Origin of the sequence: Pseudoalteromonas sp. 1_2015MBL_MicDiv, from assembly GCF_002407505.1 — a bacterium.
Taxonomy (GTDB): Bacteria; Pseudomonadota; Gammaproteobacteria; order Enterobacterales; family Alteromonadaceae; genus Pseudoalteromonas; species Pseudoalteromonas fuliginea.
Genome location: NZ_CP012737.1, coordinates 3,576,672 through 3,595,827 on the forward strand (window position 1 = coordinate 3,576,672; position 19,156 = coordinate 3,595,827).

The following is a 19,156-nucleotide window of genomic DNA, read 5'->3' on the forward strand; positions in this document are numbered from 1 at the left end:
CAGCCGTAACAGATGCTGCAGCGTTAACTGCAGCACCTAATTGGCTTAATTTTCTTCCAACTCGATGTTGATACCCAGTGAGCGGATTTCTTTCAACAATACGTTGAACGATTCTGGCATACCTGGTTCCATTTTATGGTTACCATCAACGATGTTTTTATACATCTTAGTACGACCGTTCACGTCATCCGATTTCACTGTTAGCATTTCTTGTAGAGTGTAAGCAGCACCGTAAGCTTCAAGTGCCCATACTTCCATCTCACCAAAACGCTGGCCACCGAACTGTGCTTTACCACCCAGCGGCTGCTGAGTAACAAGGCTGTAAGAACCAGTAGAACGTGCGTGCATCTTATCATCAACCAAGTGGTTAAGTTTAAGCATGTACATGTAACCTACAGTTACTTGACGTTCAAACTGATCGCCAGTACGGCCATCATAAAGTGTAACCTGACCACTTCGAGGATATCCACCAAGCTCAAGCATGTCTTTGATTTCGCTTTCTTTCGCGCCATCAAATGCAGGAGTAGCAATTGGTAAACCACCTTTTAAGTTTTCAGCTAGACGACGAATTTCGTCATCAGTGAAGCTAGCAATATCTACTACTTGGCGAGATTCACCAATTTCGTAGGCTTGCTTGATGAATTCACGTAGCTCATGAAGCTCACGTTGCTCTTTCATCATTTCTTCAATACGTTCACCGATACCACGTGCAGCTAGACCCATATGTGTTTCAAGGATCTGACCGATGTTCATACGTGATGGTACACCTAGTGGATTCAATACGATATCTACCGTACGACCTTTATCATCGTAAGGCATATCTTCTACTGGTACGATAGTCGAGATAACACCTTTGTTACCATGACGACCCGCCATTTTATCACCTGGTTGAATACGACGTTTAACAGCAAGGTATACTTTAACAATCTTAAGTACGCCTGGTGCTAAGTCATCACCTTGGGTAATTTTACGACGTTTATTTTCAAACTTTTTATCGTATTCAGCTTTAAGCTCATCGTACTGTGCAGCTAGTTGCTCAAGTTCAGCCTGCTTGTCTTCTTGTGCAAGGCTTTGAGTAAGTAGTTTTTCAGCATTCAGTGACGTTAGTTTGTCTTCTTCGAAGCCTGCATCAACAAGTAACTTGCGAGCACGTCCTAAAACGCCAGCTTCTAAAATACGGAACTCTTCGTTGAAGTCTTTCTTCGCTTCGCGAAGCTGCATATCTTCAACTTCTAACGCACGTTTGTCTTTTTCAACACCATCACGGGTGAAGACTTGTACGTCAATTACAGTACCAGTTACAGAATTTGGTACACGTAAAGAGCTGTCTTTAACGTCAGACGCTTTTTCGCCGAAGATAGCTCGTAGAAGCTTCTCTTCAGGTGTCAGCTGTGTCTCGCCTTTAGGAGTCACTTTACCTACTAGAATATCGCCGCCTTTAACTTCAGCACCAATATAAACAACACCTGATTCATCAAGCTTGCCTAGTGCAGATTCACCCACGTTCGGGATATCTGCGGTGATCTCTTCAGGACCTAATTTAGTATCACGGGCAACACACTGTAGTTCTTGAATATGGATAGTCGTTAGACGATCTTCTTCAACTACGCGCTCTGATAGTAAGATTGAATCTTCGAAGTTATAACCGTTCCATGGCATGAATGCCACGCGAAGGTTTTGACCAAGGGCTAAGTCACCTAAGTCAGTCGAAGGACCATCTGCTAACACGTCACCACGAGTAACTGGTTCGCCAACCATACAAGTTGGTTTTTGGTTAATACATGTATTTTGGTTAGAACGTGTGTATTTGGTTAAGTTGTAAATGTCGATGCCCGCTTCGCCAGGAACGCGTTCTTCTTCATGTACGTTTACAACGATGCGACTTGCGTCAGCATACATTACTTCACCACCACGTTTTGCAACGATAGTAACACCAGAATCTTTCGCTAGTGTTAACTCAATACCTGTACCTACTAACGGCTTATCCGCTTTCAATGTTGGTACTGCTTGACGTTGCATGTTTGAACCCATCAATGCACGGTTAGCATCATCGTGTTCTAGGAACGGGATAAGTGCTGCCGCTACAGAGATCACCTGTTGTGGTGATACATCCATATATTGCTGATCCATACGACCCATAAAGGTAGATTCACCTTTGTGACGACATGGAATAAGTTCATCTACAAACTCATTGGTTTCAGTTAAGTTTGAATTCGCCTGTGCGATAACAAACTGACCTTCTTCAATGGCTGATAGGTAATCAACTTCATCAGTTACAACACCGTCTACCACTTTACGGTAAGGTGTTTCTAAGAAACCGTAGTCATTTGTACGTGCGTACGTAGACAATGAGTTAATTAGACCGATGTTTGGACCCTCAGGAGTCTCGATTGGACATACGCGACCATAGTGAGTTACGTGAACGTCACGTACTTCAAAGCCTGCACGTTCACGAGTTAGACCGCCCGGACCTAATGCAGAAATACGACGTTTGTGCGTAACTTCTGATAGTGGGTTATTTTGGTCCATAAACTGTGATAACTGAGACGAGCCGAAGAACTCTTTAACAGCAGCCGAAATAGGCTTAGCGTTAATAAGATCTTGTGGCATTATTGCGTCAAGGTCACCTAAGCTTAAACGCTCACGTACAGCACGCTCTACACGTACTAGACCAACACGGAATTGGTTCTCAGCCATTTCGCCAACACTACGTATACGACGGTTGCCTAAGTGATCGATATCATCAACATCGCCTTGACCGTTACGAATAGCAATTAATACTTTCATAACAGACACGATGTCTTCTTTGCTTAATGTGCCTGGGCCTGTGTCTGTATCGTAACCAACACGGCTATTGAACTTCATACGACCTACAGTAGATAAGTCATAACGTTCTTCAGAGAAGAATAAGTTCTGGAATAAGGCTTCAGCCGCGTCTTTCGTCGGTGGCTCGCCTGGGCGCATCATGCGATAAATTTCTACTAGTGCTTCTAAACGGCTGCTTGAAGAGTCAATATTCAATGTATTTGACATGTAAGCACCGCTGTCCACTTCATTGATATATAACGTATCAATTTTAGTGTAACCAGCTTTAACCAATTCAGCCATTAGCTCAAGAGTTAGTTCATCATTCGCGCTTGCTATAACTTCACCCGTTGACTCGTCAACGTAGTTTTTAGCTATAATACGGCCAATAATGTACTCATGAGGTACTTCTAGGCGGTTAATGCCTTTCTTCTCGATGCTCTTGATGTGGCGAGCCGTAACACGACGACCGCTTTCAACAAATACTTCACCGTCTTCGCTCTTGATATCAAAAGCGGCAGTTTCACCACGTAAACGCGAAGGCACAAGTTCCATAAGAACTTTACCGTCAGCTACTTCAAACGTCGTGTTGTCGAAGAAGATTTCTAGGATTTCTTCACTAGAGTACTCAAGTGCACGTAGGATGATAGACGCCGGTAATTTACGACGACGGTCAATACGTACATATAAGTTATCTTTTGCATCAAATTCGAAGTCTAACCATGAACCACGGTAAGGAATAACGCGTGCGTTATATAATACTTTACCTGATGAATGAGTTTTACCGCGGTCGTTATCAAAGAATACACCAGGGCTACGGTGTAGCTGAGAAACGATAACACGCTCTGTACCATTGATTACAAAGGTACCGGTATCGGTCATGAGCGGAATTTCGCCCATGTAAACTTCTTGCTCTTTAATGTCTTTAACTGTGCCTGGAGCTTCTTTGTCCATAACAACAAGACGCAGTTTCACGCGAAGTGGAGCAGAATAAGTCACACCGCGAATTTGACATTCTTTTACATCGAAAACTGGCTCACCAATACGATAACTTACGTATTGAAGCTCAGAATTTCCCGAGTAGCTTTTAATAGGGAACACAGAACGGAAGGCAGCTTCCAAACCATGATCGCCATCAGCGTCCGGCACTAAGAATTTTTTAAACGATTCTAACTGTGTAGACAGTAAAAAAGGTATATCCAAAACTTGTGGACGTTTACCAAAATCCTTACGGATACGTTTCTTTTCAGAATAAGAGTAAGCCATGGGGTTCCTCAGCTTGCTGATCTTTGACCCGACCTGTTCTTGTAAGAACAGACTTAACTGGCAGCTATGCCAAGATTTTTACAACATTTAACTGTTGTTCTAATTAGATCCCACTTTAACACTAGCAAACTATAAAGCGTTGAAAGTAAAGAAAAAATCAGATTTTATTTGAACTAAAAGAGTGGATCACTCTATAGCGCAAAAAGGCCGGTGATTAAATAATCACCAGCCCTTGCCTGATTTCTCAGGCAGCGAACTTAGCAAAAGCTAAATTACTTAACCTCAACTTCAGCACCAGCTTCAGTAAGATCTTTTGCAAGTGCTTCAGCTTCTTCTTTAGATACACCTTCTTTAACAGGTGTAGGAGCAGCTTCAACAAGAGCTTTCGCTTCTTTAAGGCCAAGGCCAGTTGCGCTACGAACAGCTTTGATTGCAGAAACCTTGTTAGCGCCAGCGCCAGTAAGGATTACGTCAAATTCTGTTTTCTCTTCAGCAGCTTCAGCAGCTGGACCAGCTACCATTGCAGCTGCAGCAGTTACGCCGAATTTTTCTTCCATTGCTTCGATAAGAGCAACAACGTCCATTACTGACATTTCAGCAATTGCGTCAAGGATTTGGTCTTTAGATACAGACATTACAAATTTCCTAATAATTAACGGACATTACGTCCAAATAAATTTTACACCGAAAGTGATTAAACAGCTTAAAATTAAGCAGCTTGCTCTTCTTTCTGTAGACGTACTGCTTCAATTGTTTTACACAATTTGCCAGCAGACGCTTCTTTCATAGCACTCATTAAGCGTGCAACAGCTTCATCGTATGTAGGTAATGTAGCAAGCATTGCTGCATTAACAACATTTCCTTCAAAAGCGGCCGTTTTTATCTCGAATTTCTCATTCTTTTTCGCGAAATCTGAAAAGATACGCGCAGCAGCACCTGGGTGCTCTGATGAGAAAGCGATTAAGCTTGGACCAACAAATGAATCAGAAAGACACTCAAAATCTGTTCCTTCAAGAGCACGTTTTGCTAAAGTGTTACGGACAACTTTCATCCAAACACCGTTTGCACGAGCTTCTTTACGAAGGGCAGTAATTGCGCCAACTGTTACACCACGAGAATCTGCAACAACTGCAGATAGAGCACCATTGGCTGCTTCGTTGACTTCAGCAACTATTGCTTTTTTGCCTTGAAGATTTAAAGCCATGGGTGTTACTCCTGGTTTAATGGGGATACCGATTATCGGATTCCCCTGTTTTACTCTTCCCTACCAAACAAAGTAGAGATGCTTTTTACGGCGAGAGCCAGAAGGATTAGGAAAAATCTATCTGGGGTCTACACCGTCTACGTAGGTGAATATTAAGGCCGGAGCCACCTACGGTCTTGGACGGAAGCCCAATTTATCGTTAAACCCTAAGGCTTAACGAAATTATGGACTTCAACCCGAATTCTTTACTTTGCCGACTAATAAATTAATCAACAAAATGGCGCGAAATTATAGTACAAATTTCACGCCATGTAAACACTAAATTAAGCTACAGTTGTAGTTAAAGTGCTTTGGTCAACAGAAACACCTGCGCCCATTGTTGTAGAGATAGTTACTTTTTTCAAGTAAACACCTTTAGCTTGAGAAGGCTTAGCCTTCTTAAGTGCAACAATTAGTGACTCAAGGTTTTGTTGAAGTTGCTCAGCTGTGAAATCAACCTTACCAATAGTAGTATGGATGATACCATTCTTGTCATTACGGTAACGTACTTGACCAGCTTTAGCATTTTTAACTGCTTCTGCAACGTTAGGCGTTACAGTACCAGTTTTAGGGTTTGGCATTAGACCACGTGGGCCTAAGATTTGACCTAGTTGACCAACAACACGCATAGCGTCTGGTGATGCAACAACAACGTCAAAGTTCATCTCGCCTTTTTTAACTAGCTCAGCAAGATCTTCCATGCCTACTAATTCAGCACCAGCTTCTTTCGCAGCTTCTGCGTTAGCGCCTTGTGTGAATACAGCAACACGAACGTCGCGACCAGTACCGTTAGGTAGTACAGTAGCACCACGAACGTTTTGATCAGATTTACGAGCATCGATACCAAGGTTAACGGCAACGTCAACACTTTCTACGAATTTAGCTGTCGCTAACTCTTTTAAAAGAGCAACTGCTTCATTGATTTCGTAATCTTTAGTTACTTCCACTTTTTCGCGGATAGTACGCATACGTTTAGTTAATTTAGCCATTTCTTAGTCCTCTACGTTCAAGCCCATCGCACGCGCAGAACCTGCGATAGTGCGAACCGCTGCGTCCATATCGGCAGCTGTAAGGTCAGTTCGTTTTGTCTCAACGATCTCTTCAAGTTGAGCACGAGTTACTGTGCCTACTTTATCAGTGTTAGGACGGCCTGAGCCTGACTTGATACCAGCAGCTTTCTTAAGTAAGTAAGCAGCAGGTGGCGTTTTCATGTCGAACGTAAATGAACGGTCACCGTAAACAGAGATCACTACAGGAACTGGAGCGCCTTTTTCGATAGACTCTGTACGTGCGTTAAACGCTTTACAGAATTCCATGATGTTTACACCGTGTTGACCTAGTGCAGGACCTACTGGAGGACTAGGATTAGCCATACCAGCGGCAACTTGTAGCTTGATTAGAGCTTCAACTTTTTTAGCCATTATAAATACCTCATTTGGTGGGTCTCAGCCTTGTGCGCGCGAGGACGCGTACTCTAACGGCTTCCCAGTTTAAAAATTGGTTTCGTACTTTTTGCACAGTAAAAATAAATTTTACCTTAATACAAAAAGGCCGCTGATTATAAGATAATCAGCGGCCTTTTTCAAGCTTCGTGCCAAAATTTAAAAAAAATAGTGGCGAAGCTTTTTTAATCAATTACTTATCTTGTTCAACTTGACCAAATTCAAGCTCAACTGGCGTAGAACGACCAAAAATAAGTACAGAAACTTTTACGCGGCTTTTTTCGTAGTCAACTTCTTCAACTACACCACTGAAGTCTGCAAATGGTCCATCTGTAACGCGTACAACTTCACCTGGTTCAAATAATGTAGCAGGTTTAGGTGCTTCAGCATTTTCTTGTAAACGATTAAGAATGCGTTCTGCTTCTTTAGGACTAATTGGAGCTGGACGATCAGACGTTCCACCAATAAAGCCCATTACGCGTTCAGTGCTGTTCACTAAGTGCCAGCTTGCGTCGTTCATATCCATTTGTACTAATACATAACCTGGGAAGAATTTACGCTCAGACTTACGCTTTTGACCAGCACGCATCTCAACAACTTCTTCAGTTGGTACTAATATCTCACCAAAGCTCGCTTCAAGACCTTCAATTTTGATATGTTCAATTAACGTTTGTGCTACACGCTTTTCGTAACCAGAAAAAGCCTGTACTACGTACCAACGTAATTTAATTTCTTTGTTCTCGTTCTCATCCGACATGGGATCAGATCTCCAATCCAGTTAAAAAGCCAACAGCGCGGAATAAAATGCCATCTAATCCCCAAAGGATAAGTGCCATAATCACTGTTGCAACCATTACAATTAATGTCGTGTGGGTAGTTTCTTGGCGAGTTGGCCAAATAACTTTGCGTACTTCAATTCGAGCTTCTTTAGCGAAAGCAAGAAAGTTACGTCCCTTAAATGTTTGTGAGGCAATTGCTAATCCGGCCGCTATTGCAACAACAACGCCGATAGCACGTAGTAATACAGATTGATCTGCATACATATGATTACCAACAACTGCGCCTGCAAGTAGCGCGATTGCTACTAACCACTTTACTGACTCCATCGCACTTGATGGTGTTTCTACATTCGTGCTCATAATATTATTACCTTAACTACAGACACAACAACCCTACACTACGGCAGGGTTAATCCATTAAAATCTAAACTTAAAAACAGACTTAATTTAAACCGGTTTTTAATCTCAGACTACTCAATCACAAGTAAAACTGGCAGGGGCGGAGAGACTCGAACTCCCAACCATCGGTTTTGGAGACCGCTGTTCTACCAATTGGAACTACGCCCCTGCAAAGTGGATGCCTATTATACTTACGCAGTTCATTAACACAAGCCTAAAAGATACCCACAATGCAAAATCTCAACATTGCATTGAAAAATCAATCTTAACATTGATTAAAAAGCAGTTTATGATTGACCAGATACTCGGTTTTTACTTAGCCCACTAGGCTACAAAACTCGCGGCGCGACTAAATCGCCCCTAGATTGAACAAATTTCAATCCACAAAGGTCAACGCTCCCTAAGGGATTCACAATAGATAGGAAGTCTGTGAAAGCAATTAAAACAATCATAAAATATAAAGTCATCAGCCTTTTATTATTATTTCATACTAGCTCGCTCGCCCTACCACTGTACTTAGATACATATACAAATGAACAAGGTTTATCTCAAAATTCAATCACCTGCAGTACCACTGATGAAAAGGGGTTTCATTGGTTTTCGACCCAAGGCGGCTTAAACCGATTCGATGGATATGAATTTAAACACTATAAATTCAATCCTTCACAATCGAGTATTTCGGGGAATTGGATTACAGACTGCCTGAATTTAGAAAACGGCCAACTTTGGTTTGCGACGACAAGTAACGGCCTCAACTTATTAAATACTGAAACAGGAAGTTTTAGTGTTTTTAACCAGTATTCAACCCCCTCTATTACAAACCAACGCATTTCAACAATAACCTCTAACTCCCCAGAAACAATTTGGATTGGTCACGATAAAGGGCAACTTACTCGGTTAAATACAAAAACAGGTACTACCGAGTTATTTTCTTATCAGAGCACAAATCAATTAAATGTTGTTTTTAAAGATATGCTTTTTGATGATAAAAAAAACCTTTGGTTAGCAAGTAATATTGGGCTTATTAAGTTCGATTCAAAAACAAATCAGTTCACATACATACCTAATAGCCCTAAACAGCTCTGGCAATTAAAAAAAGCACCAAACGGCAAATTTATTATAGGAGGCAAAACTGGTCTAAGTGTTTTTGACTTAAACACACTCGCATTTTATAACTTTGAGCAACTCAAAAATGTTTGGGTAACTGATATGCTTATTGATGATGAAAAAAACCTATGGGTAAGCACTTATGGCCATGGTCTTTATTATCAAACTAAAGATATTTTATTAAGTAAACAGTTTCAGCAACTTACTTACTCTCCAAATTTAAAGCATGGCTTAGCTAACGACCACTTATTGTCACTTTACCAAGACCCTAAAGGGATTATTTGGATTGGTACAGATGGTTATGGGTTACATCGCTATGATAAAAGACAGATTCAGTTTGGTCATCAAAAGCATCAAAGCAATAACTCGGCTTCGATTTCGAATGACTTTGTAAGAGCAATACTCAAAGATAGTAACAACATACTCTGGGTGGGCACGCGCGACGGACTTAACAAACAAACTGACACTGGATTTAAACACTATAAAGCAGATAAAAACCACAATATTGGCCTAACTAATAACAATATATTTAGTCTTTATGAAGATGCCAATAAGCGCATATGGGTAGGCACGTATGGAGGTGGTTTACTGCTTTATAACCCAGTTAATGATAGCTTTTCAGCTTTTACTATGCAAAGTCACCAACTCAGCAGTAACCGTATTTATGCAATCGAGGGCGACCATATTGGTAATTTGTGGCTGGGCAGTAATGAAGGATTAACGCGATTTAATCCCGATACATTGCAAGTTACACACTTTAAATACAGCGCAGATAAAAATAGCATCTCAAATAATACTGTTTTTAGTGTTACTTATGATAGCGACAACAACGCGATATGGGCTGGAACCCGCGTAGGATTAAATAAATTTTCTTTAAATGATGAAACTTTCACTCATTACCAAAGCGATCTTAAAAAGCCTAATAGTTTAACGCATGACATGGTTACATCCTTGCATTTACAAGATAAAAACACTTTATGGGTAGGTACTTTTGGCGGGTTAAATAAGTTAAATATCCAAACAAACAAAGTAATAAACATTACAGAGTTCGATGGCTTGCTTAACGATAATATTTTTGCAATTAAACAAGACAGCAGCGGTTACTTGTGGCTAAGCAGCAACCAAGGCCTAACCCGTTACGCTCCTCAAACCCAACAAATGCAGCATTTTTTACCCGCAAACGGTATACAGCATCATTCTTTTATTTTAGGCGCCGCTTTTCAAGCGAATGACGGCGAGCTATTTTTTGGTGGTATTAACGGTTTTAATCAATTTGATCCGTTAAAACTAACTCTAGCAACCAAACCTCCAGAACCCGTTATTACAGACTTACTTATTTATAACCAGTCAGTCGCGACGCAGCAATATATAAAAAACAAGACTCAAGCGGCTAAGCTTATAAGCTATACAGACAGACTCTTTTTTAAAGAAGAAGACAGTGTTATCGGTTTTAAGTTTTCTGCTTTAAACAGTGCAGAGCCCCCTTCTCAATACCAATATGCTTACAAGTTAGCTGGATTAGATAAGCAGTTTTTATACGCAAACAAAAATCAGAGGCAAGTTAGCTATTCTCAACTTCCCGCAGGAAGCTATCACTTTATTGTAAAAGTTAAAGACCAATACGGCCAATGGAGTGATGATAAAACGATGGTTGCGCTTACGGTTACTCCACCCTGGTGGAAGAACAATGTTGCTTATGTCACTTACATCATTATCGTATTATTTATAATGTGGTTAATTATAACAGCAAGGTATAGAGCTAAAGTTGCAGAGCAAGCAAACTTAAAAGAGAGAGAACTTAGCAGCTTAAAAACCCAGCTATTAGATAACGTTAGCCATGAACTTAAAACACCATTGAGCTTAATATTAGCGCCACTTGATAGTTTACTAAAAAGTCATAAAGATTCAGACACCCAACAAAAACTAGCGATGATTCAACGTAATAGCCATAAGCTATTGGATCAAATAAACCAACTTTTACAGCTCAGTCAGCGCCCAAGCACTGCAGTGAAACACGTAACACCCTATGCTATAAATCCGGTAGTTGAACAATTAATCGAAGATTTCACTCCTTTATTTAAACAAAAAAATATTACGTTCGAGTTTGAAGATTTAACGCAAAAAAATATTCTCATTGAATTAGAGCCAAATCATACAGTTTCTATTATCAGTAACTTATTAAGTAACGCCCAAAAATACACCCCGAACGGAGGTAAAGTATTACTTCAGCTATTAACTCAAAAACAAATATTAACCCTCATAGTCTCAGACACTGGTGTTGGTATAGATAAAAAGCACCTCGAGGCAGTTTTCCAACGATTTACACGCATAGATACGAGTAATCAAAGCGGTAGCGGTATTGGCTTAGCACTTATAAAGCAGCTAGTTGAGCAATATGAAGGAACCATTGAACTTAAAAGTGAATTAAACAAAGGAAGTTGCTTCACTATTTCACTCCCAATAACTCAAGTAGTCGAAACCTCTGACCTTACTGCTCTTGCTGTATCTAAAAGCAATAATTTATGTGCAGTAAAAAACAATAAAATTCTTATTATCGAAGACAACGATGAAATGCGTGATTTACTAACGTCACTCTTTATTAGCAACTTCGTATGTATAAACGCCGTTAACGGAGAGCTAGGTTTAGCTTTATGTAAAAGCGAAATGCCTGACTTGGTAATAAGTGATGTAATGATGCCTATTATGGATGGCTATCAGTTTATTAAAGCACTGCGCAGCGACACGGCTATTAGCCATATTCCGGTGTTATTACTTTCAGCAAAGGCTGATACGCGCAGCAAATTAAAGGGCCTGGACTTACTTGCTGATGATTATTTAAGTAAACCCTTCGAACCACAGCTGTTATTAAGCCGCGTTCAAGGATTATTAACGATTAGAGAAGTACTCAATCAAAATTTAAAACAACAACTACCTGCTTTATCACAAACAATCGAGCTCGACCCACAAATGGCGCAAAGTAAAGATTATGTATTTACCGAGCGTGTAAAAACGACAGTAAAAGAGCATTATCAAGACGAAGCGTTTAACGTGGAAGAATTTGCAGCTGCGCTTTATCTTAGCCCTCGCGCTTTACAATTAAAAATGAAAGCCTTGTACAACCTAACACCAAGCGATTACATTCGAAACATTCGCTTAGAATTTGCACAAGAGCTTTTAAAAAATAGTGAGCTTGCGATTGGTTTAGTAGCACAGCAAGTTGGCTTTAATTCACAAAGCTACTTTGCCCGCTGCTTTAAATCAAAATATAACATGTCCCCAAAACAGTTTCGTGAAAAATCCTCATAAATTTCGCCTGTGTGACTAAATATTTCGCACCAGTACTATTTTTAACCTACTGATTTAACTAAATTAACATGAATATAAATATTGAAGGAAATGCACAACATTTCCTTTAAGCATATTAATTAAGGACAGTCATATGTTAAAAGCACCACAAAAACTATTATTAACGGCACTATTAACGACCACTCTGAGCGCTTGTCAAAGCACCTCTACAAATGTCACTTCAGGTCAAAACTCACTAGACATAAATGCAGTTGCACAAGAACAATACAATGGTCCTAAAGCTCGTATTGCTGTCGCACGCTTTACCGATAAATCTAACAACTCAAAATGGTGGCGCAAAGAAATAGGCGACGGTATGGCTGATCAATTAACTACGGCTCTAGTATCAACAAACCGCTTTATTGTTTTAGAGCGCCAAGCGCTTGATGCTGTTTTATCAGAACAAGACCTAGCAGCCTCAGGTCGCGTTAGCGCTTCATCGGGTGCTGCTTATGGCGAGATTGAAGGTGCTGAAATAGTCGTGATTGCTGCGGTAACAGAATTTGATGACGATAGCTCTGGTGCAAGTGTTGGCAGTGGCGGCTTTATCGGTGATGTATTTAGCTCTGTATCTGCCGGTTTTTCGGGTTCACATATGGCAATTGATCTACGCCTTATAGATACTCGCACATCACGCATTTTAGCTGCAACGAGTGTTGAAGGGGGTAGTAAAGATTTTGATTTCACAGGCGCTGCAACCAATTTTGGTGGCGCACTCGTTGGTGGCAATATTAGTGGATGGTCTGATACCCCTAAAGAAAAAGCCCTGCGTGAAGTTATTATTAAAGCGGTTGAGTTTTTAGAAACTAAAATTCCAGATACCTACTATCGCTATAACAGTAACAACACGTTAGCACCGGGTTACACTGCGCCGCCACCAGCTACTAAACGCGCAAAAGCAGCCAGCAAGAGCGCTGTAACAGTTGATGTACCCACTCATAGAATGCCGCATTATGAAAAAATGGATTTAGCAATGTCGCGCCTAAGCTTGGTATGTTTGGGCTACCTAAGAAACCAGCCTGATTATGAAGAATTTGAAACACAGGATGTTGAGTATGATCGTAAAACAGTTATTGCACTTCGTGAGTACCAACAAGACAAAAAACTAAAGGTAACGGGTTTAGCTGATGAAACAACTAAAAAGTCACTTGATGATAGTGGTTGTATTGCCAAAACGAACAAATCTAGCCTCGAAAGTATAGGCAACATGTTTAAGTTTAATTAATCAGTATTAGCTTTAAGCTTAAAATTGAAAACGGCTGTTATATAGGCCGTTTTTCATCCACACGTAATAACTCACCACGATAAAAATCACACACTAACCAAATTTGCTCAAATTGATAGGTTCTTGGAAAGTTAAGGTCATCGATCACGGCTTCAAAGTCAGCTTTGCGCCAAATAGTACTCGCGTTACGAATAACAAGCCAAGTACGCTCTGAATAGTAACGTTTTTTCGCTTTTTGTTTCAGCAACCGCTCTAATGCAGCCCGCAATCTGTGTTCACTTGGCTTTTGTGCCATGTCTGCCAAATCTCGTTGCATTTGCATTGACAGCGGGCGTCCTAAAACAGCCATCGCTTCTGTTTAGCTGGCATATAGATGAGCAATTTCTATATCAAGCTGTTCATTCTCTTGATAACAACTAACGTCAGGTTTATTCGGCTCATTATGCCAAATATTACGCATATGAATACCTTGCTGTTGCTCATAACAGCGTAAAAACAATTTAGCCGCATCATGCTCTAACTGACGCTTTTCCTCATCACTGCTGCGTTTCATTCAACACCTTGTAAACATCATTCAGTAAGCTTGAAGCACCAAACCTAAATGTATTTGCTTGCAGGTAATCGTCACCCATTATCGCGCGTGCAAGCGCTAAATAATCACTGGCATCAACCACTGTTTTAACACCACCGGCGGCTTTAAAGCCAATATGCTTACCAGTATTTTTAATTGCACTGAGCATAATTTTTGTTGATTCAAGCGTGGCATTTACAGCGACTTTACCCGTACTGGTTTTTACAAAATCAGCACCGCCTTTAATTGCCAATTGAGTAGCCTGTGTTATTAGCGCTTCGGTTTTAAGTTCACCGCTTTCAATTATTACTTTGAGTTGCGCGCGCGACCCACACGCTTTTTTGCTTTCACTTACATAGCTAAGTACTGCTTGAGCATCGCCCGCTATGAGTTTTTTATAAGGAATAACCAAATCAATCTCATCCGCGCCGCGCTCTATTGCAATAAGTGTTTCGTTAATTACATCACTTAGTGGTGCATCACCCGTTGGGAAGTTAGTGACTGTTGCCACTTTTACATGGTTAAGCTCACGCGCTGCGAGTGCTATTTTTGCATCATCAACAAAGTCGCTATAAACACATACGGCGGCAGGCGTGCCCAACGTCGGATTTATACTATTAACAAGCGCTTGAATGTCTGTAGTTGTATCGCTGGTGTTTAAGCTTGTTAAATCCATCAGTGCGACTGCTAATGCAGCTTCTTTTTGTTGTTGTGCCATGTAGACTCCCTTGCCTATGTAATACCAATTTTATTAAAAACATGATCATTTTAGCGTATTAAATAACTCACTAACGACGTTAAAAATTATTTATATAGAACAACTATGTATCATAATTTTAGCCTTGTTATTGAGCTATTTTCTCGTCGCTATAATAGATCACTAATTTAATGCAATTGGTATAAGTACAAAATTTAATATACCCCCATATTAACAAATTAAATCAAACTCGCTATAGCTCATAACCAAACACTATAAGCTGATTATTTTACTTGTAACTCATCGCAATCCCTTGTTAACTAACTCTTAGGCCTAAAAAGCCCACCTATTATAACTTTTGGTTATATCAACTTGGTTTTAATTATTTTTTACTTATTGATAGCCGCTATATTCTGCTCATCAGAATAAAGCGTTTTCTTATATTTGAATTTGTTTAGGGGTCTTATTAACGTGCAGTATTTACCTATCTTTACCAAACTCGACAACAAACCAGTATTGGTTGTTGGCGGTGGAGAGGTCGCACTACGCAAATGTCGCGCGTTTTTAAAAGCGAGAGCAAGCGTTACTTTAGTAGCACCTTGGTTTTGCGACGAACTAAAAGAGCATGCACATAATAATGAAGTAACGCTTATTGATGCTTATTTTGATGAATCGCATCTCGATGGCAAAATGCTTGTTATTGCAGCAACCGACCGCGATGAAGTAAACAACAACGTATTTGAACTTGCCAATGCCCGCAATGTATTTGTAAACGTGGTTGATGACCAACCTAAATGTACGTTTATATTTCCATCCATTGTTGATCGCGACCCAATTACGATTGCTATATCAAGTGCAGGCACAGCGCCGGTACTTGCACGTCGCTTACGCGAAAAGCTCGAAACCCTTATTCCGCATCATATTGGCCCACTTGCAACACTTGTCGGTGGCTTTAGAGACAAAGTAAAAAAACGCTTTAAGCATTTTTCAGACCGCCGCCAATTTTGGGAAGGCGTGTTCGACTCATCTGTCGTCAGTAAAGTACAAACCGGCGATACCCAAGCCGCACAGCAGCAACTAGAGCAAATGCTAGATGCTAAAGCAGAGCCTGAAGGCGAAGTATATGTAGTAGGTGCAGGCCCTGGCGATCCAGAGCTTTTAACACTTAAAGCACTGCAACTTATGCAACAAGCCGACATCGTCGTTTATGACTTTTTAGTCTCTGACGAAATTATGGAATTAGTGCGCCGCGATGCTGACCTTATTTGTGTAGGCAAACGTTTAGGCGATCATAGTGTTGTTCAAGACGACACCAACCAAATGCTGGTCGACCTTGCTAAACAAGGCAAAAAAGTGTGCCGCATTAAAGGTGGCGATCCGTTTATTTATGGCCGTGGTGGCGAGGAAGTACAAGTACTAGCTGCTAACAACGTAAATTATCAAATTGTACCAGGTATTACAGCCGCTGCAGGTTGTAGTGCTTATGCGGGTATTCCACTTACGCATCGTGACCATGCACAAGCCATTCAATTTGTAACTGGCCACTGTAAAAAAGACGGTCAAGAACTTGATTGGCAATCGCTGGCAAAAGCTAATCAAACGCTGGCTATTTACATGGGCGTAATTAAGTCGCCGCACATACAAAGCGAGCTTTTAAAACATGGCCGCAAAGCCGACACACCTGTTGCCATTATCGAAAACGGTACACGTAAAAATCAGCGTGTAGTAACAGGCCAACTAGGCGAACTTGCCGACTTAATCCAGCGCAACAGCATTATATCGCCTGCGCTACTCATTATTGGTGAAGTAGCCGCCCTGCACTCGCAACTAGCGTGGTTTGGGAAAAACGAGCAAACAAGCAGCTTTGCACAGCCGCTAACAGATGTATCAAATACATAACCGAATTTTAAATTTGTAACTTTTAATCATTTTAGTAGGACGACTAACAATGGCTTTAACTCACCTTCAGCAACTTGAAGCTGAAAGTATCAAAATCATGCGCGAAGTCGCCGCTGAGTTTGAGAACCCAGTAATGCTTTACTCTATTGGTAAAGATTCGTCGGTACTTTTGCACTTAGCGCGTAAAGCATTTTACCCTGCAAAAATTCCGTTCCCGTTATTACACGTAGACACCAATTGGAAGTTTCGTGAAATGATTGAGTTTCGCGACCGTATAGCTAAAGAATACGGCTTTGATCTACTGGTACACAAAAATCCAGAAGGCATTGAAATGGGTGTAGGCCCGTTTACGCATGGCTCGGGTAAACATACTGACATAATGAAAACCCAAGGCTTAAAGCAGGCACTTAACAAATATGGTTTTGATGCTGCATTTGGTGGCGCACGCCGCGACGAAGAAAAATCACGCGCAAAAGAGCGTGTTTATTCATTCCGCGACAAACACCACCGTTGGGATCCTAAAAACCAACGTCCTGAGCTTTGGAATACCTACAACAGCCAAGTTAATCCGGGCGAAAGCATTCGTGTTTTCCCGTTGTCTAACTGGACTGAGCTTGATATTTGGCAATACATTTACCAAGAAAACATCGACATGGTACCGCTTTATCTAGCAAAAGAGCGCCCTGTTGTTGAGCGCGACGGCACTTTAATTATGGTTGACGATGAGCGTATGCCACTTAATGAAGGTGAAGTACCGCAAATGAAATCTGTACGTTTTCGTACATTAGGCTGCTACCCACTTACCGGTGCAGTTGAATCAACAGCAAGTAACCTAACCGAAATTATTGAAGAAATGCTGCTATCTACGTCATCTGAACGTGAAGGTCGTGTTATTGATCATGATTCAGCCGGCTCAATGGAGAAGAAAAAACGTGAGGGGTATTTTTAATGTCTAGCCAAAATAACGATACATTTAACGAAGTAAAAGAAATAGGCATAGACGCCTACCTAGCACGCCAACAAGACAAAAGCTTATTACGCATGCTTACTTGTGGCAGCGTAGATGACGGTAAATCAACATTGATTGGCCGCCTACTGCACGACAGCCACCAAATTTATGAAGATCAGCTAGCAGCCCTTCATAAAGATAACGAAAAAGTAGGTAATGCAGGTGAAGATCTTGACCTTGCTTTATTAGTTGATGGCCTACAAGCTGAGCGTGAACAAGGTATTACCATTGACGTAGCGTACCGTTACTTTTCAACGGCTAAGCGTAAATTTATTATTGCCGACACACCTGGGCACGAGCAATACACACGCAACATGGTAACGGGTGCATCAACAAGTGATGTCGCCATTATTTTGGTTGATGCGCGTTACGGCGTGCAAGTACAAACTAAGCGCCATAGCTTTATTTGTGACTCGCTGGGCATTAAGCAGTTTGTTGTTGCCGTTAATAAAATGGATATCGTTGATTTTGACGAAACCGTGTATGAAAAAATTAAGGCCGATTACCTTAAATTTGCTGAGCAACTTAACGTATCAAACATTAAGTTTGTGCCTATGTCGGCGCTTAAAGGCGACAACGTAGTAACGCGTTCTGCTCATACACCGTATTACACCGACAAGCCGCTACTAGAATTACTAGAAGATTCGCCAGCAGCCGAAACAGATACAGGCTTTGAAGCGCGCCTACCTGTGCAATATGTCGTGCGCCCTAACTTAAACTTCCGTGGTTTTCAGGGCACACTTACATCGGGCAAGATACATGTAGGCGATGCAATAAAAGTATTACCGTCGGGTAAAACATCAAGCATTAAAGAAATTGTTACCTTTGATGGCAACCTAGATAGCGCCGAAGCTGGCCAAGCAATTACCGTTACCCTAAATAACGAAATTGATATTAGCCGAGGGGATGTAATAGTACCTGCAAACTCAACGGCCGCTGTAACTAACCAGTTGCAAGCTAAAATTGTGTGGATGCATGAGTCGCCATTAGTGTTAGGTAAAAGCTATAACCTAAAACTAGGCAGCAAAAACACCTCAGCTATTGTTAAAAAGATTGATTACACAATTGATGTGAACACGCTTGAGCACGGCACTAGCGACTCATTACAGTTAAACGAAATTGCGATTGTAACACTTGAACTAACCGAAACTATTTTGGCAGACGAGTACCACAGCAATCACGAAACAGGCTCGTTTATCCTAATCGATCGCTTATCAAACCTAACAGTTGCTGCGGGTATGATTGAGCAAGTACTGCAAAGCCAAGCACAGCAAAGTAACTTTAGCGAATTTGAAGTTGAATTTAACAGCTTAGTACGCAAGCACTTTCCGCATTGGCAAGCGCTTGATATTTCTAAGTTATAAGTTAA

At 40.9% G+C, this 19,156-nt stretch carries 13 protein-coding genes, 1 tRNA gene and 1 pseudogene; 5 read left to right on the plus strand and 10 right to left on the minus strand.

The window, feature by feature from the left end:
• Positions 1–45 precede the first annotated feature (45 nt).
• From rpoB to AOR04_RS16090, 8 genes are all read right to left on the minus strand, one after another.
• Entirely contained in the window at positions 46–4,071 is a 4,026-nt protein-coding gene (gene rpoB / locus AOR04_RS16055) for a DNA-directed RNA polymerase subunit beta (RefSeq protein WP_007378453.1), read from the minus strand.
• A 272-nt stretch (positions 4,072–4,343) separates the two neighbouring features.
• The gene (gene rplL / locus AOR04_RS16060) at positions 4,344–4,706 is read right to left on the minus strand and encodes a 50S ribosomal protein L7/L12 (protein WP_002958882.1); all 363 of its coding nucleotides are present in this window, start codon (positions 4,704–4,706) and stop codon (positions 4,344–4,346) included.
• Between the two features lie 74 nt (positions 4,707–4,780).
• The gene (rplJ, locus tag AOR04_RS16065; protein WP_007378452.1) at positions 4,781–5,275 is read right to left on the minus strand and encodes a 50S ribosomal protein L10; all 495 of its coding nucleotides are present in this window, start codon (positions 5,273–5,275) and stop codon (positions 4,781–4,783) included.
• A gap of 323 nt (positions 5,276–5,598) precedes the next feature.
• On the minus strand, positions 5,599–6,303 hold the full coding sequence (rplA, locus tag AOR04_RS16070; protein ID WP_007378451.1) for a 50S ribosomal protein L1: 705 nt from the start codon (positions 6,301–6,303) through the stop codon (positions 5,599–5,601).
• Positions 6,304–6,306: 3 nt separating this feature from the next.
• Positions 6,307–6,735, minus strand: a complete 429-nt coding sequence (rplK, locus tag AOR04_RS16075) for a 50S ribosomal protein L11 (RefSeq protein ID WP_002958879.1) — start codon at positions 6,733–6,735, stop codon at positions 6,307–6,309.
• 214 nt (positions 6,736–6,949) lie between these two features.
• Positions 6,950–7,513, minus strand: a complete 564-nt coding sequence (nusG, locus tag AOR04_RS16080; RefSeq protein WP_007378450.1) for a transcription termination/antitermination protein NusG — start codon at positions 7,511–7,513, stop codon at positions 6,950–6,952.
• A gap of 4 nt (positions 7,514–7,517) precedes the next feature.
• Positions 7,518–7,895, minus strand: coding sequence for a preprotein translocase subunit SecE (secE, locus tag AOR04_RS16085; protein WP_002958877.1), 378 nt, complete (start codon positions 7,893–7,895; stop codon positions 7,518–7,520).
• A gap of 131 nt (positions 7,896–8,026) precedes the next feature.
• Positions 8,027–8,103, minus strand: a tRNA-Trp gene (locus tag AOR04_RS16090).
• A gap of 260 nt (positions 8,104–8,363) precedes the next feature.
• Between AOR04_RS16090 and AOR04_RS16095 the strand changes: the two genes are divergently transcribed.
• Positions 8,364–12,347: a hybrid sensor histidine kinase/response regulator transcription factor gene (locus AOR04_RS16095; RefSeq protein WP_096793886.1), complete on the plus strand. Its 3,984-nt coding sequence runs from the start codon at positions 8,364–8,366 to the stop codon at positions 12,345–12,347.
• Positions 12,348–12,480: 133 nt separating this feature from the next.
• Entirely contained in the window at positions 12,481–13,611 is a 1,131-nt protein-coding gene (locus tag AOR04_RS16100; protein WP_096793887.1) for a CsgG/HfaB family protein, read from the plus strand.
• A 37-nt stretch (positions 13,612–13,648) separates the two neighbouring features.
• On the opposite strand, the pseudogene AOR04_RS16105 reads toward AOR04_RS16100, so the two are convergent.
• Positions 13,649–14,164 (minus strand): annotated as a pseudogene (locus tag AOR04_RS16105) (hypothetical protein).
• A complete protein-coding gene (gene deoC, locus AOR04_RS16110) occupies positions 14,148–14,900 on the minus strand; it encodes a deoxyribose-phosphate aldolase (protein WP_096793888.1) in 753 nt (250 codons plus the stop codon). The pseudogene AOR04_RS16105 and the gene deoC overlap by 17 nt, the downstream one beginning before the upstream one ends.
• Before the next feature lie 450 nt (positions 14,901–15,350).
• Here deoC and cysG point away from each other — a divergent pair, with 450 nt between their 5' ends.
• Genes cysG through cysN form a run of 3 tightly spaced genes read left to right on the plus strand, consistent with a single transcriptional unit; the run spans position 15,351 to position 19,151 of the window.
• Positions 15,351–16,778, plus strand: a complete 1,428-nt coding sequence (cysG, locus tag AOR04_RS16115) for a siroheme synthase CysG (RefSeq protein ID WP_096793889.1) — start codon at positions 15,351–15,353, stop codon at positions 16,776–16,778.
• A gap of 49 nt (positions 16,779–16,827) precedes the next feature.
• Positions 16,828–17,727: a sulfate adenylyltransferase subunit CysD gene (cysD, locus tag AOR04_RS16120; RefSeq protein WP_096793890.1), complete on the plus strand. Its 900-nt coding sequence runs from the start codon at positions 16,828–16,830 to the stop codon at positions 17,725–17,727.
• The gene (gene cysN, locus AOR04_RS16125; RefSeq protein WP_033039400.1) at positions 17,727–19,151 is read left to right on the plus strand and encodes a sulfate adenylyltransferase subunit CysN; all 1,425 of its coding nucleotides are present in this window, start codon (positions 17,727–17,729) and stop codon (positions 19,149–19,151) included. Before cysD ends, cysN begins: the two co-directional genes overlap by 1 nt.
• Positions 19,152–19,156: the final 5 nt, after the last annotated feature.